The following is a 14,903-nucleotide window of genomic DNA, read 5'->3' on the forward strand; positions in this document are numbered from 1 at the left end:
AATCGCTTGCTGAAGGAGGAGCAGTATGAAGCGGAAAATGACGGGCGGCCTTTGCCGTCTCCTGTGTGCAACGGCAATTGCCGCAACGCTTGGCGGCGTGGCGAAGGCGGAGGAGCCTTTCGACCTCAATGCCCTTATCGAGGCTGCCAAAAAGGAAAAGCCGATCACCGTCTATGACAGCACGGGCAAGATCGTGGAAATGGCGAAGAACTTCGCCGCAAAATATGGCGTGGGCGCAGAGGGCGCGAAGGTAAAGGCGTCCGCGCAGCTGGAAATGGTCATTCGCGAGGCGCGGGCCAACAATATTCAGGGTGACGTCTCGATCATCAGCGATGCGCCGGCGGCGATGGCGCAGCTTATTCCAATGGGTTTTGTCGAGAGCTGGTTGCCGCCGGATCTCGCCGGCAATATTCCGCCGGAATATCAGGATCCGCTCACCGTCGTCACCAGCGCCAATGTCTGGGCTTACAATACCGAGCTTTTCGACAAATGCCCCGTTTCCAACATCTGGGAACTGACCGATCCGAAGTGGAAGGGCAAGGTGGCGATGCAGGATCCGCTCGGCAAGGCCTCCTATGTCGACTGGTTCAACCAGATGGCAGCGCATGGCGATGGCGAGGTGAAGGCCGCCTATAAGGCACTTTACGGCAAGGAGCTGGAGACCGCAGAGACAAGCGCGACGGCAGCCTGGGTGAAGGCGCTGGCCGCCAACGCGCCGCTTCTGACCGATGCCGATGCGGCGGCGGCCGAGGCCGTTGGTACGCCCGGCCAGAAGGAGCCATTCATGGGCCTCATCAGCTCGGCGAAGTTCCGCGACAATGCCGATAAAGGCATGAAACTCGGCCTCTGCAAGGAGCTGAAGCCTTGGATCGGCTGGCTTTACCCGGGCGTCGGCCTGATCACCAAGGGCACCCACCAATAGCCCGAATGCGGCAAAGCTCTTCATTCACTACGTCATGACCGCCGAAGGCATCGCGCCACAGGCGATCGACGGCAAGATGTCCACCAACAAAGACGTGAAACTGCCCGCCGACGAGCCTTCCGGCATCGGTGCCGTGCTTGATCGCGTTCTGCCCTACAGCATGGCCACGAGCCTTGAGGACTGGGATGCGCGCGAAACCTGGCAGGACTTCTGGCGCGTGAACTACAAAAAATAACGGGGGAACGACGCAGTGACTATCATGACCAAGAACCGATATCGTGGCGGGCGGCGGCGGATGGCCGCCTCCGCACTCAGCCTCATCTTCTCGCTTTCGCTTGGCGGCGCTGTCCATGCGCAGGACGCCTTCAATCTCGATGCGCTTATCGACGCTGCGAAGAAGGAAAAACCGATTACCGTTTACGCGGTGACCGGCAAGATCGTCGATACCGCGCAGGCCTTCACCGCCAGATATGGCGTGCAGGCGAGCGGCAAGAAAGTGAACGAGGCAACGCAGGTCGAGCTGATGATCCGCGAACATCGCGCCGGCAATGTCGTCGGCGATGTCAGCGTCGCAACGGATGTCGCCTCCGCCATGGGGGAACTTCTGCCGGAAGGCATTGCCACCAGCTGGTCACCGCCGGATATGGAAGGTGATATTCCGCAAAAGCTGCGCGATCCGCTGGTGGTCGTCTCGGATCCGCATGTGTGGACCTACAATACCGAGAAATATGACAAATGCCCGGTCACCAACATCTGGCAACTGACGGAGCCGCGTTGGAAGGGCAAGCTTGCCATGCTCGATCTGTTCGACAAGCCGCTTTATGCCGACTGGTTCAACCAGATCGAAACCCATCACGATGCCGATGTCGCCAAGGCTTATGAGGACCTTTACGGCAAGAAGCTGGAAACGGGCGAAAAAAGCGCGACGGCCGCCTGGGTTAAGGCCTTTGCCGAAAACGCTCCCCTGTTGACGGATTCGAGCACGGTTGCCGATGCGGCGGGCGCTCCGGGGCAGACCGATCCCTTCTTCGTCATCACCTCGGCGGCGAAATATCGTGACAATGAGGCCAAGGGGCTGAAGCTCGGTCTTTGCAGCGGGGTCAAGCCTTTTTCCGGCTTCCTTTATCCCGGTTTCGGCCTGATTGCCGGGCAGACCAAAAGCCCGAATGCGGCGAAGCTTTTCCTGCATTACCTAATGACCGAAGAGGGCATCGCGCCACAGACGGTGGACGGCAAAATTTCCGGCAACACGAAAATCGCCCTGCCGGCGGATGAACCCTCGAAGGTCGCCGATCATCTCGACGAGCTGATGGCTTTCGATGCCGCAACGGCGGCCGACGATCTCGACAAGCGCGAAGGCTGGCAGGATTTCTGGCGCGTGAACTACAAAAAATAACGGCGGGGCGGGCGCGAGCCTGCCTCGCCTTTTCCTTGGGAGGGGAACGATGAGAAGAAGCATATTTTTACCGATGACGGCGATAGCGACTGTCGTTGCAGGCTTATCCGCAATGAGTGCCACGGCCGAAGAAACCTTCGATCTCGATGCGATTTTGGCGGCCGCGAAGCAGGAAAAGCCGATCAATATCTACGACAGCACCGGCAAGATCGTGGAGATGGCCGACAAGTTCAGCGCCAAATACGGGCTGAAGGCGACAGGCGTGAAGGTTTCCGCCAACAGCCAGCTGGAAATGATCATCCGCGAAAGCCAGTCCGGCAATGTGCAGGGCGATGTGGTGCTGATTACCGATGCGCCATCGGCGCTCGCGCAGCTTCTGCCAGCGGGTTTTGTCGAGAATTATCTGCCGGGCGACATGGCCTCGAAAATCCCGGCGCAGTTCCAGAACCCGCTGGCAATCTCCACCAACGCCAATGTCTGGGCCTATAATACGGAAGCCTATGACAAATGCCCGGTGAGCAACATCTGGGAACTGACCGAGCCGAAATGGAAAGGCAAGGTCGCCATGGTCGATCCCTTGAGCAAGAGCACCTATACGGACTGGTTCAACCAGCTCGAAGCCCATGGCAATGAAAAGGTGGCGGCCGCCTACAAGGCGCATTTCGGCAAGGATATCGAAAAGGATGCGGCCGTAGCCTGGATCAAGGCGCTGGCGCAGAACGGCCCGCTTGCCACCGATGGTGACGACCCCGTGGCGGAGGCCGTTGGCGCGCCCGGCCAGAAACAGCCCTTTTTCGGCCTACTCAGCTCCGCCAAGTTCCGCGACAATGCCGACAAGGGCTACAAGCTTGGCCTCTGCACCGGTCTCGATCCATGGGTCGGCTGGACTTACATCAAGCTTGGGCTGATCGCGTCGAAGACCAAAAGTCCGAATATGGCGAAGCTCTTCATCCATTACGTCCTGACGGAAGAGGGCATCGCCCCGCAGATGAAGGACGGCAAGCTGCCGACCAACATCGACATCAAGATGCCGGCTGACGAGCCTTCGGGACTGATGAAGGTTGCCGACAGGCTGATGGGGTATGATTCCGCCACGGGCCTCAACGATTTCGATCGTCGCGAGGAATGGCAGGATGTCTGGCGCGTCAATTACAGGAAATGATCCCGGCTGGCGCGGCCCCTGCCGCGCCGGTCCCTCCTTTGAGAACGAACAGACTGGATATGCCGATGCAAAGCCCTTCTTCAACCGTACATAAACCTGAAAACGAGGAGGCGCTTTCCCGCTCGGTGCGGCTGATGAAAATAGCCGAGGCGGCGGCGCGTGCCGTGCGCGATCCGCTGCTGGCGGCATTCCGATCGGACATGGCGGTGGACTACAAGGTCGATCTCCACGACATCGTCACCATTCACGACAAACGCGCCGAAGCCGCGATCCGCGCCGTCATTCTCGAACGGGAGCCCAATTCGGCGATCATGGGCGAAGAGGGCGGCCAGAGCGGCAGCGGCGAGGTGCAATGGTATGTCGATCCCATCGACGGCACGGCGAATTTCGCACGCGGCCTTGCCTTCTGGTGCGTATCGATTGCCGCCGTGATTAACGGCGAGGCCGTTGCCGGCGTGGTCTATGATCCCGTGGCGGACCAGATGTTTTCCGCCAATCTTGAGGCTTCCTATCTGGACGGAGACAAGCTGCGCTCCCGCAGTGTTGCAGACGAGACCCGGGCGACCTTGATCACCGGTTATCCTGTCTCGCGAGATTTCCGGCTGGATGGGCGGGACGCGGCGCTTGCCAATTTCGGCGCTCTTGTCGAGACCTTCTCGACATTGCGCCGGCCTGGCAGCGCCGCGCTCAGCATCGCCCATGTTGCGGCGGGCTGGACGGATGCGGCTACCGGTTTCGGCGTCAATGCCTGGGATGTGGCCGCAGCCATTCTCATTCTGAAGAATGCCGGCGGAACCTATGAAGCGCTGACGCTCGGCAAGGTGGCGGAGGGATCGGCCGATTTTCTCTGCCCCGGTTATATCGCCACGGGCGAGGGGGCGAATTACCCGACATTGCAGCGGGTGGCGCGGTCCATATCCGCAAGCCGCATCGCTAAAGCAGCGATCCCACAAGACCAGGCGGATGCCAACGCCTGAACAAGCAAAGACATGACGGCGGCCATATCGGCGCCGATGGAGACATGACATGCCGCAACCGGAAAAGACCCTATCCCGAGAACAGGAAACCGGCGAGTTGCCGAAGCTCAGTCGCATCTATGAGCGGCATCCGCTTTATGGCGTCGATCTCTTCATTTCGGGCAAGGAAGGCGCCAGTGATCTCAAGCTTCTGCGCGATAACGGCATCACCACCGTCGTCAATTGCGCCGTCAATCTGGATTTCAATTTCGTGGAACAGCCGCAGATCGTTTCCGATCATGAAGGCAGTGTCTATGGGCCGGGTGAAATCCGCTATTACAAGATCGGCCTGATCGACGGCGATGGAAATCCCGATACCCAGATGGTTGCTGCCCACTACATCCTGCGGGCGGCGCTGGAGCAGATCCTGCCGGACAAGCCGTCTTATCCCCGGCGGGAACGTGGCAACGTGCTGATCAATTGCCGCGGCGGCCGTTCGCGCTCCGTCGCCGTCGTTGCGCTCTTTCTGCACCTGACGTTGCCGGTGGAATTCCCGACGCTCGACGATGCCATCAGCTTTGTTCGCGTGAAGCGCGAATTGCCGGAAAACGAATGGTACAAGGCGCCGAAGCCCGTGCTTGCGGATTCCGCCCGCCGTGCCGCCGGGTGGATTACCATGATCGATGCCGCGCATTGAAGATGGCGGCGACTGCTGATTTGGTTCTGCAGGACTCATGCTTTTGGCAAAGCCGTAGCATCCGCCCCCGTCACCCCGGACTAGATCCGGGGTCCAGTGCGATCAAGCCCTTGATCGCAAAAGACTTGTTTCTCACGGCGCAGACGCGCCGTGACTGGATGCCGGGTCAAGCCCGGCATGACGGAAGAGAGATTCTCCTCGATCTGAGTTCCCCCGGCTCACGCCTCATGAAGCGCATTGTTCCACGCCCGGACCTTTTCGATATTCCTGTCGGAACGGGAAACGATCTCGAATTCGAACCCATCTCCGGCAACACGCTCGCCGACCTCCGGAAGGCGATTGAGACGCCACAGGATGTAGCCCGCGACGGTTGAGTAGCGATCGGCATCGTCCACAAGGTCAATGTCGAGAAGGTAGGATGCCCTTCTGACATCGACGGCGCCGTCGATAAGCCAGGACCCGTCTTCGGCCTGTTCCGAAATCAGCAGTTCCTCGCCTTCGTCCGGGAATTCACCGGCGATCGCCTCGAGAATATCCGTCGGGGTGGTGATCCCCTGAAGCGTGCCATATTCGTCGATGATGACGGCCATCTGCAGCGGCGATTTGCGCAGCTGTTCCATGACCTGCAAGGCGGTGGCGCTCTCGTGTACGACAAGCGGCTGCCGAAGAGAGCTTTCGAGGTTCAGTCTTCCGTCCCGCAGAAGATCGCGCAGCAGGTCCTTCGTGGCAGCGACGCCGAGGAAGGAGTCCAGTTTGCCCTGGGCAAGCATCAGACGGGAATGGTCGAGTTCGAGCAGGCGGTTTCTCAGCGTGTCGGGATCGGCGTCGACATCCAGCCAGTCTATTTCCGTCCGTGGCGTCATGATCGAAACGACAGGGCGTTCGGCAAGCGTCAGCACGCCGCGGATCATGTCTTTTTCCTCGGATTTGAACAGATCGCTTCGCGCCGCCTGTTCCGCGATAAGGTCGGCGGTCTCGCCGAGGGGCTGTTCACCGACCCGGCCGCCCAGAAGCCGCAGGATGGCGTCGGAGGTCCGCTCACGCATGTCGCCGGCGGTGATGCGCCTTTCGCGGTTGCGCCTGCCGAGCTGGTTTGCCGCCTCGATCAGCACGGAAAAGCCGATGGCCGCATAGAGATAACCCTTGGGCAGGTGGAAACCGAAGCCTTCGACGATCAGGCTGAAGCCGATCATCAGGAGAAAACCAAGGCAGAGAATGACCACGGTTGGATGTTTCGACACGAAGGTCATCAGCGGTTTCGATGCCGCCATCATTACGGCCATGGCCACGCAGACGGCGGTGATCATCACCCAGAGATTATTGACCATGCCGACGGCGGTGATGACGCTGTCCAGCGAGAAGACCGCATCGAGCACGACGATCTGCACGATGACCTGCCAGAAGACCGCATGGACCACCTTGCCCTGCTTGGGTTTGTGGTCACCCTCCAGCCGTTCGTGCAGTTCCATCGTTCCCTTGGCGAGAAGGAAAGCGCCACCGAGAATGAGGATGAGATCGCGTCCGGAGAAGGAGAATTCCGCGATGGTGAAGAGCGGCCTTGTCAACGTGACGATCCAGGAAATCGAAAACAGCAGCAGGACGCGCATGATGAGCGCCAAGGACAGGCCGATGAGCCGCGCCCTGTGGCGCTGGTGCGGAGGCAGCTTGTCGGCGAGGATCGCGATGAAAACGAGGTTGTCGATGCCGAGGACAACTTCGAGGACGATAAGGGTAACGAGGCCGATCCAGATGTTCGGATCTGCGAGGAATTCCATGGTCAGGGGCCTTTATGGGAACGGGCGCGAACGCGCAAAGCCCCGGACTGAACATCCGAGGTTGAAACCCGTTTCGTTGAGGAAAACAAGAAAGGACGAGGCTGGCTTCGCTTTACGCAAGCCAGCCTCGTTCGGTGTCGACTATCGTCGCTACTGTCGCCTTCGTCAGGCATATCGCGGAATTATCCCACTATCAGTCAATTCTTGTGCAGCCGGAACTAGCAGGTTTTCAGTGGATGGAAAAGTATTTTTGCCTGCTTTAGCCGTGTGCCGGCAGGGAATGGCAATCTTTGCGTGCAAAAATAAGGTGATATCCGGCGCAAAGATGCCATGCACGGCGCTCTCTGTGCGATTGCCGATCATCAAGGAAAACCAGGTGGTTAGCGGGTTTTTTCGCCGATATCCGAGGTCGTCCGTCGGTCAATCGCCTTGCCATCGAGAATATTCTTCAAAATGTCGAGGCGGTCGTTGATCAGCCATCCATAATAGTTTTCGACAGGCAGGCGGTTCTTTTCGCCCGCATCCACAGCGGTGCGCAGGCGTTCAGCGCGACGCCGGGGCTGGCCGACATTGTAGAGGGTGGCGGTGATGCCCGGATTGCCGGAAATGTCGAAGCCTTTTTCCCGATAGGCGTCGATCGCGTCCCGCAAAATGGCGGCGATGTAGATGATGCTCCGGTCGGGATCCATGACATCGCGGTAAATATCGCCCGGGTTTTCCGCAGAAAGCCTCGGCAGGCCGCTGGTCCTGTTCACCAGGTCGGTCACCTGCAGGGCCGTCAAGGGGCTGATCTGACCCAGGCCAAAAGTCTGCCCGGCATAGAAAGGCTGGAAGAAGGCCCGCTGGAACGATATTGCCTCGTAGCTGACGCCGTCGACCACCTTACCCCGGAAATCTTCGTCCCACACACCGTCCCGGCAGCTCCATTGCTCGGACGCGCTGGCAAGCGCTTCGCAGGAGCGGAATTCCGGCCTTTCGAGAAACGCCTTTAAGGAAACGCCCTGATAGCTGAATCTTATATCAAGCGCCGCATAGGAAATGGCCTTGATATAATAGGTCTGCAGGCGATCCACGGCCGAAACATTGAAGGTATGTTCGCCGACAATCGCGCCAACGATGTGGACAGGGTCGATGCCGTAGGCGGTAGCAGCCTTCCTGATTTTGCCGAGAAGAGCAGGTTCGCTGTTCAGAAGATCGATCGTCTTGCGGAATTTTTCCTCATAGGTCGTGTAGAACGCTTTCGTCCTGATTGCCGACGTTCGAGGTATTTCCGGCTGCTCGACCGAACGGTTTCCGGGAGGCACGACGGTCATCTGCTGCGCCACCACATGGGAAGGAAACGAGGCCAGTGTCAGGATGACGGCGACCGCGCGGGTGGTCTTCGCAAACAGGCTCATGCAGCATTCTCTATGGTATGAATTATCCTTGCGGTGGCAATTCCTTCATAGGCAGGCGGTCCGCACATGGCAAGTTTTTGCCGCTCACTTTCCCGTTGCTGGCCGCGCGGGGGTGCCTGATCGCCCTCGCGTCAAAGCTTGTAGTTTTGAACGGTGGCGACACCGAACGGATTGAATTTATACTCGTCTTCCTCATATCGCGTGTCATCGGACAGTTCGGTGAGACGACCCTTCAGGGTGGCTTCAACGCCGTCGCGCGTCATCTGATCGGCGATCTCGTCAATCAGCGCGGCGATCTTCAGCTGCTCGGCATTGGTTGAGGGCTGCTGCTCGTCTTTTCGGGTGAAGTGCACCCGCACGTCGGGCAATCCGACCAGATGAAATCCGACGCTCCCCATTCCGTCCGCATCGCCGCCGATGGGACGGCGCGCAAAAGCCAGACGGCATGTTCTCGCAAGCGCCATTAGATCATCGGAGGCCGCTTCACGGCGCGACTGCTCGAAGAGTTCCTTCCACCGCCGCGCGCCATGGGCAACGCCGGCGCTTTCACCCTTTACCGCGACTGCGCCGTGATCGAGCATGTGCTGCACGAACATCAGCGCTTTCGCGGAGGTCGCCACGGCGGTGTTCGCATCCATGGACGGACCAAGCACATAAAGAACCGAACCGTGCCGGGCAACGGCGTCCTCATCGGCCTCCTGGTAAGCCTCCGGGTCGACACGATCCCAGCAGACATTGAAGGACCGCTCCATCCGGTCGTCCGGCTCATCCTGCGAATAGTCCTCGTCGAGACTGAAATCGGCGGCAAAGGTGTCGACGGCGGCGCGAGCGCTCTGCTGAAGTGCGGAAAGACCATTTTCCGCACCGAGAAAACAAAGGACATGGCGCGGTTTGTACTCGGAGCGGGGCTCGGCAAATGCCGGCGGCTTGCCCGCCGCCCTGCCAAGAGAAGGCCTTGTCAGCACAAGACCGCCCAGAAATGCGAGAACGCCGCGACGCCCTGAATTCATCCGATGTCCCCATGGTTTCCGTCAAACAGGATAAGGATATTTATACCGGCGCGTGTATTTCAGGCCATATCGTTTTTCATGATTTTCGAAGATATTCCGGTGTTGGCTGGCCTCGACCGCTCAGATGTAATGAACCTGACGGTCGGCAACGGTGAGTGTGACCCGCTGGCCGGGTGGCGCATATCGGGCATCCTGCGCGCTCGGATGTTCGACCTTCAGCGCAACGCCTGAGGCATCCATCTGATAACGCACCGTCGGGCCGACAATACTGATGTCCTTCACCTCTGCGATAAAAGATACGGTCGCCCCTTCCGCCGTGCCTCTGATCGCCAGGGCATGTGGCGGGATGACAGCGGTCCGCTCGAAGCGGCTGCCGGTGATGCGTGACATGTCATCGGCGGAAATGATGTTGGCATCGCCGATGAAACCGGCCACGAACAGATTGGCCGGCCGGTAATAGAGCTCCTGCGGCGATGCGGTCTGGGCGATCTGGCCTGCGTTCATCACCGATATGCGATCGCCGAGTGACAGTGCCTCGTCCTGATCATGGGTGACGAGGATGCTGGTGAGACCGCTTTCACGCTGGATGCGTTTCAGCTCGTCGCGCAGACGCTTGCGGATTTGCGCATCGAGTGCCGAAAGCGGTTCGTCCAGCAGAAGCAGCTTGGGTTCCAGCACCAGGGCGCGGGCGAGCGCCACGCGTTGTTTCTGGCCGCCGGACAATTGGTGTGGCCGCCGGTCGGCGTGGTCGCTGAGAGCAACGGTTTCCAGTGCTGCGAAGACCTTGTCGTCGATTGTTTTTTTCGCCAGCCGGCGCTGTTCCAGGCCAAAGGCGAGGTTCTGTCGCACCGTCATGTTCGGAAACAGCGCATAATGCTGAAACACCATGCCGATGCCGCGATCCTTCGGCGCCAATGTGTCGATCCGCCGGCCATCAAGCGCGATGGAACCGGACGAAGGCGAGACGAGACCGGCGATGGAGCGCAGCAAGGTCGTCTTGCCGCAACCGGATGGTCCGAGCAGCACATGCATCTCGCCCTTGTCGATGGCAAGCTCGATGGTGTCGAGAACGGTGGCATTGCCATAGGTGGCGCTGACATTGTCGATCGCAAGATAGGTCATGATGCACGCTCCGTGTCCCGGACCATCAGAAAGGCGATCAGGGTAAAGGCAAGGATGAGCAGGAAATAGAGAATGACGATGACGCTGGTGATGCGGCCGCTGAGGCTGCGCTGCGCGAACATGTACATCTGCAGGGTTTCGAAATTGCCGCCGACCAGCATCTTGGCATAGACGAATTCGCTGAACAGCGTCGCGAAATTGAGCACGATCGCAACCGCGATGGATGGCAGGATGCTGGGCAGGACGACGCGCCGCAGGATGGCAAGGTCGCTCGCGCCAATCAGCCGGCCGGCATCCAGAAGTTCGGTGATGTCGAGATTGCGTAAACCGTTCTTCACCGCGATATAAAACATCGAAAAGCAAAGGGGCACATAGGTCAGCACCAGCACCAGCGGTGAGCCGCCGATCTGCAGCGGCGGTGCGGAAAATATCCTGAGATAACCGACCACGAGAATGATGCCGGGGGCTGCGTAGGGCAAGATCACCAGCCGTGCGAACCAGCGGTCGAGCGCCGGCCAGTAGATATGGGCGGAGACGACCGCCGGGACGATGATGATTGTTGCAATCGTCAGGGCGGCAGCTGCAACCAGGGTGGAACGCAGGAGGGCCGCATGGAAACGTGGGTCCGACAGGATGGTGACGAAATTGCTGGCGGTCAGACCCGCCGGCAGCAGGGTTCCGGACCAGTCGGTCGCAACCGCATTCATCATGGTCGCCAGAAGCGGCGATATCATTACCAGCGCCATGACCCACAGAAACAGGCTCGATCCTTTTGAATGGCGCTGCGTCATCGGCGCTTTTCTCCCGCCAGTATCTGGCTTGCCGTGATGGGGGCGAGGAGCGCGAGCAGCAGACATATGGCAATCGCGTTGGCGAGATTGGGGTCTGAGAAGATATCGCCCGATACCAGTTCGCTGATGCGGATGGTGACGACATTGATGCTGGTGCCGGTGAGCGCGAAGGTCGTCGCGAAGGTGCCCATGGCGTTGGCGAAGAGCAGAATGGCGATTGCCACGAGCTGCCGCGCGACGGTCGGCATGCCAATTTTCAGCCAGAACCGCAGCTTTCCGACACCGATCAGCGCCGCCGCCTCTTCGATGTCCTGACCGACGGCGGTAAGTGCCGGCGTGATCAGGAGCGTCGCCAGCGCCACCTGGAAATAACAATAGGCGATGATGAGCCCGGTAAGGGAATAGACGTTGAAATCGTTGATCAGTCCCAATTCCTTCAGGAGAAGCGTGAACATGCCGTTCAGCCCGAAGAGGAAGATGAGCGCCATGGCGAGCGGCACGCCGGCGAAGTTGGCGCCGATATTGGCAAAGGCCATGACGGTGCGGCGGGTGCCGCCCGATCTTGCTCTCAACGCCACCGCCACCAGAAAGCCGAGGACGAGGCCCGCCGCCGTGCTTGCGAGCGAAATGATCGTCGTAGTCAAGAAGGACTGCAGGTAAAAGGCATCGGTGAGGATGGTGCGATAATTGGCGAGCGACACCGCGCCGCCGGCGATAAAACTGTCGCTGACGACACTCGCAAGCGGCCAGACGACGAGAATGGCGAGCACCACCAGAAAGGGTGCTGCCAGTAGCCGCATCTGGCGATTTTGCGTGCTCATACAGTCAATAATCCCTGCGGCACGGACAGACCGTGGTCGGGAATGGCGAGGAGCGTGCAGATCAGCCCGGCAATCTCCGTCTGCGAGAGCGTTGCGTCCGGATCGAGCGTGAAGCCGTCGCCGAAAGTATAGAAGGGCACCAAGGCCTCGGTTTCATGCGGTCCGCCGTGGTTGCCGTCGTCACTCATGCCGTGATCGCTGGTGACGATGATGCTGTATCCCGCCGCCTGCCAGGCCGGCAGATAACGCGCCAAAAGGTCTCCGGCAGCGCGGGCGGCGTTGCGATATTCCCGCGTGCCGCCGCCGTGCCTGTGGCCTTCATTGTCGATATTCATCGGGTGGATAAGAAGGAAATCGGGGCTGTGCCGGCGCAGCAGACCATCCGCATCGGCAAAGACATGGTCATCCGGATAGTGATCGGCCCAATAAAACGAGCCGTGGCGAATGCCGCCGTCGAAATTCTCGATATGGCGGAATTCCGGAGAAAACGGCGCCTGATTGTAAAGCTCGAAATACCAGTGATAGGCGGATGCGGCGGTGGAGCGCCCGGCAGCGCTTGCCAGCGAGAAAACATTGGGAAAACGGGACCGGCGAACCACACCATTGCTTGTGACGCCATGGGCGACCGGCGGCAATCCCGTCATCAGCGTTTCGTAAAGCGGTCGGGAAATTGATGGCAATTCGCTGCGCACCGCATAGGCTGCGGCCTTTCCGGCTGCGACCAGTCCCTCCATATAGCCGAGGCAGTCACGGGCCGTCGCATATCGCAGGCCATCCAGCAGGATGAAGATCGTCTTTTGCATCGCTTTCGTCTCGTCTTTCGGCCGGTCGGGTTGCACCGGGGTATTTTTAGCATGTTCCGCGGGGTCGATGCCCGCGGAACATTCGTTCGGTTTTTAAGCGGTTCGCACCGGGTTACATCTTCGGGGCGACGCTGGCGCGCCAGAGGTTGACCAGCTTGCCGGCGGCCTGGGTCCAGACGGCGGCATTGATCGGGCGTGCCTTGGCATATTGTTCCGATGGCAGCAGGCGTTCCTTGGCCTGCGGCGTCAGGGTGATGCGGTCGATGCGGATCGGACGGGCGTAACCAACCGCCAGATTATTCTGGCCGGCATCGCTCAGGATATATTCGCGCGCCAGCTTGGCGGCATTTGGCTGCTTGGCGAATTTGTTGATGATGGTCGCATAACCGCTGGTGACAGAGCCGTCCGAAGGAATGACGACCTTGAACTTCTCGCGGCCGACGACGTCGCGATAGTTGAGGGCGTTGAAGTCCCACATCGGTGCGACCTGGATTTCGCCCTTTTCCATGGTAGCCGGATTTGCACCATTGGCCAGCAGACGGCCTTTTTCAGCCAGCTTGGCGAAGAGATCGACGCCCGGCTGGAGGTTTTCTTCGCCGCCGCCCATGGCGATGGCGGCCGCCAGCACGGCGGCATTGTCCTGCGCGCCCGAACCGACATTGGCGAGCGAAACCTTGTAGTCGCCCTTGAGCAGATCGGCCCAGGACGCGGGCGGGTTCTTGACGTCTGCGGAGATCAGGAAGGCGATCGTGCCGGTATAACCGATGACCCAATGACCGTCCTTGTCCTTGGCCCAATCGGGCACCTGGTCCCAGGTTGTCGTCTTGTAAGGCTGGGTAACGCCGCGGGCCACCGCGATCGGGCCGAATTCGAGGCCGACATCGCCGATATCCGCCGTCGCATTGGCGCCTTCATTGGCGAATTTCGCGATTTCCTCGCCGCTGCTCATGTCTGTATCGGCGTGTTTCAGGCCGTATTTCTCGGTCAGTTGGATCCAGGTGTCCTTCCAGTTCGCCCAGCCATCCGGCATGCCGACGCTGTAGATGGCACCTTCCTTGCGGGCGGCGGCTTCGAGGGCCGGAAGGTCCTGTGCCTGAGCCGAAAGGGGAAGGGTGAAAACGGTGAGAAGGGAAAGGGAGAGTATCGAATTTCTCATGGGCTTTGCTCCTTGGTCTAGACCAGTTGCATGCTCATTATCCGTTGGCTATGACAGGCCAATGACGTTTTCAGCGCAGATGTAAAACGCGCCCGCCATTTTTTGACGGCCACGGAACGAAGGGCGATGATGTTGGGCAAAGAAGCGAACAGCGACCGAGTGGATATCGACGGCGGCCGGCGAGGTGGACTGGAGCAGCAATTGCGGCAGGCCATTGTCGCAGGCGATGTGGTGAAGGATGGTCGCCTTCTCTCCGAGCGGCAATTGATTGCACGATATTCCACCACGCGCATCACGCTGCGCGAGGCCCTCTTTCATCTTGAAATCGACGGGCTGATCTTTCGGGAAAGCCGGCGCGGCTGGTTTGTTTCCGGGCCGCGCCTGGTCTACAGCCCGCTGCACCGGTCGCACTTCCACCGCATGGCCACTGAGCAGGGACGGTCTGCCGAAACGATACTGGTTGAGGCCGAAGCCGCCGCGTTGCCGGAAGAGCTCGCCGCCCTCATGCGGTGCGAGCCGGGGACGCGGTTCTGGCGTATCCGCAGAAAGCGCAGGATCGACGGCCGGCTGGTGCTTTTCGTTGAGCATTATCTTTCGGCTGAGATTTTCCCGGACATCCTGCAGCATGATCTTACCCGGTCCCTGACGACGATTTATCAGGACAGCTATGCGATCACCTACGGCCCGGCCTATTTTGAAATCAACCCCGTCGCCTTGCGCGGATATCCGGCCCAGCATCTCGGCTGCAGCGAAGGGGCCTACGGCCTGAAAATCACGCGCGTCAATCAGGACCAGCACGGCCGCATCATCGATTGCGATCTCGAATATTGGCGCCATGACGCCATATCGGTGCGCGTTGAAACCGATCAGCAGGGTTCGCTTGCGGGCTGACACA

The 14,903-nt window shown here is 59.7% G+C and carries 14 protein-coding genes and 1 pseudogene; 6 read left to right on the forward strand and 9 right to left on the reverse strand.

Features of this window, described 5'->3' with window-relative positions; all coding sequences use genetic code 11:
* The first annotated feature begins 25 nt into the window (after positions 1 to 25).
* The 5 genes and pseudogenes from JZY08_RS23995 to JZY08_RS24015 all read left to right on the forward strand — a co-directional run bounded on the left by JZY08_RS23995 (position 26) and on the right by JZY08_RS24015 (position 5,133).
* Positions 26 to 1,157, forward strand: a pseudogene (locus JZY08_RS23995) (ABC transporter substrate-binding protein).
* Positions 1,158 to 1,181: 24 nt separating this feature from the next.
* Positions 1,182 to 2,318 carry an ABC transporter substrate-binding protein gene (locus JZY08_RS24000; protein ID WP_216331916.1) on the forward strand — a complete coding sequence of 379 codons (1,137 nt, stop codon included), beginning with the start codon at positions 1,182 to 1,184 and terminating at the stop codon, positions 2,316 to 2,318.
* Between the two features lie 49 nt (positions 2,319 to 2,367).
* The gene (locus JZY08_RS24005) at positions 2,368 to 3,480 is read left to right on the forward strand and encodes an ABC transporter substrate-binding protein (RefSeq protein ID WP_216331917.1); all 1,113 of its coding nucleotides are present in this window, start codon (positions 2,368 to 2,370) and stop codon (positions 3,478 to 3,480) included.
* A 59-nt stretch (positions 3,481 to 3,539) separates the two neighbouring features.
* On the forward strand, positions 3,540 to 4,457 hold the full coding sequence (locus tag JZY08_RS24010; protein WP_216331918.1) for an inositol monophosphatase: 918 nt from the start codon (positions 3,540 to 3,542) through the stop codon (positions 4,455 to 4,457).
* Positions 4,458 to 4,506: 49 nt separating this feature from the next.
* Positions 4,507 to 5,133 carry a dual specificity protein phosphatase gene (locus JZY08_RS24015; protein ID WP_216331919.1) on the forward strand — a complete coding sequence of 209 codons (627 nt, stop codon included), beginning with the start codon at positions 4,507 to 4,509 and terminating at the stop codon, positions 5,131 to 5,133.
* A 218-nt stretch (positions 5,134 to 5,351) separates the two neighbouring features.
* Here JZY08_RS24015 and JZY08_RS24020 read toward each other — a convergent pair whose 3' ends face one another.
* The 9 genes from JZY08_RS24020 to JZY08_RS24060 form a co-directional block, all read right to left on the reverse strand.
* A complete protein-coding gene (locus JZY08_RS24020; RefSeq protein WP_216331922.1) occupies positions 5,352 to 6,908 on the reverse strand; it encodes a TerC family protein in 1,557 nt (518 codons plus the stop codon).
* A gap of 165 nt (positions 6,909 to 7,073) precedes the next feature.
* Positions 7,074 to 7,271, reverse strand: coding sequence for a hypothetical protein (locus tag JZY08_RS24025; RefSeq protein WP_216331924.1), 198 nt, complete (start codon positions 7,269 to 7,271; stop codon positions 7,074 to 7,076).
* Positions 7,272 to 7,288: 17 nt separating this feature from the next.
* A complete protein-coding gene (locus JZY08_RS24030; protein WP_216331926.1) occupies positions 7,289 to 8,305 on the reverse strand; it encodes a DUF1402 family protein in 1,017 nt (338 codons plus the stop codon).
* Positions 8,306 to 8,436: 131 nt separating this feature from the next.
* The gene (locus tag JZY08_RS24035; RefSeq protein ID WP_216331927.1) at positions 8,437 to 9,315 is read right to left on the reverse strand and encodes a hypothetical protein; all 879 of its coding nucleotides are present in this window, start codon (positions 9,313 to 9,315) and stop codon (positions 8,437 to 8,439) included.
* Between the two features lie 120 nt (positions 9,316 to 9,435).
* Positions 9,436 to 10,437, reverse strand: coding sequence for an ABC transporter ATP-binding protein (locus tag JZY08_RS24040; protein ID WP_216331928.1), 1,002 nt, complete (start codon positions 10,435 to 10,437; stop codon positions 9,436 to 9,438).
* The gene (locus JZY08_RS24045; RefSeq protein ID WP_216331929.1) at positions 10,434 to 11,228 is read right to left on the reverse strand and encodes an ABC transporter permease; all 795 of its coding nucleotides are present in this window, start codon (positions 11,226 to 11,228) and stop codon (positions 10,434 to 10,436) included. Before JZY08_RS24045 ends, JZY08_RS24040 begins: the two co-directional genes overlap by 4 nt.
* A complete protein-coding gene (locus tag JZY08_RS24050; RefSeq protein ID WP_216331930.1) occupies positions 11,225 to 12,049 on the reverse strand; it encodes an ABC transporter permease subunit in 825 nt (274 codons plus the stop codon). The genes JZY08_RS24045 and JZY08_RS24050 overlap by 4 nt, the downstream gene beginning before the upstream one ends.
* The gene (locus tag JZY08_RS24055; protein ID WP_216331931.1) at positions 12,046 to 12,852 is read right to left on the reverse strand and encodes an alkaline phosphatase family protein; all 807 of its coding nucleotides are present in this window, start codon (positions 12,850 to 12,852) and stop codon (positions 12,046 to 12,048) included. Before JZY08_RS24055 ends, JZY08_RS24050 begins: the two co-directional genes overlap by 4 nt.
* Before the next feature lie 112 nt (positions 12,853 to 12,964).
* On the reverse strand, positions 12,965 to 14,008 hold the full coding sequence (locus JZY08_RS24060; RefSeq protein ID WP_216331932.1) for an ABC transporter substrate-binding protein: 1,044 nt from the start codon (positions 14,006 to 14,008) through the stop codon (positions 12,965 to 12,967).
* Positions 14,009 to 14,134: 126 nt separating this feature from the next.
* On the opposite strand from JZY08_RS24060, the gene JZY08_RS24065 reads away from it, so the two are divergent.
* Positions 14,135 to 14,899, forward strand: coding sequence for a UTRA domain-containing protein (locus JZY08_RS24065; RefSeq protein WP_246231422.1), 765 nt, complete (start codon positions 14,135 to 14,137; stop codon positions 14,897 to 14,899).
* The last annotated feature ends 4 nt before the right edge of the window (positions 14,900 to 14,903 follow it).

Source organism: Rhizobium sp. X9, from assembly GCF_018873185.1.
Taxonomy (GTDB): Bacteria; Pseudomonadota; Alphaproteobacteria; order Rhizobiales; family Rhizobiaceae; genus Agrobacterium; species Agrobacterium oryzihabitans.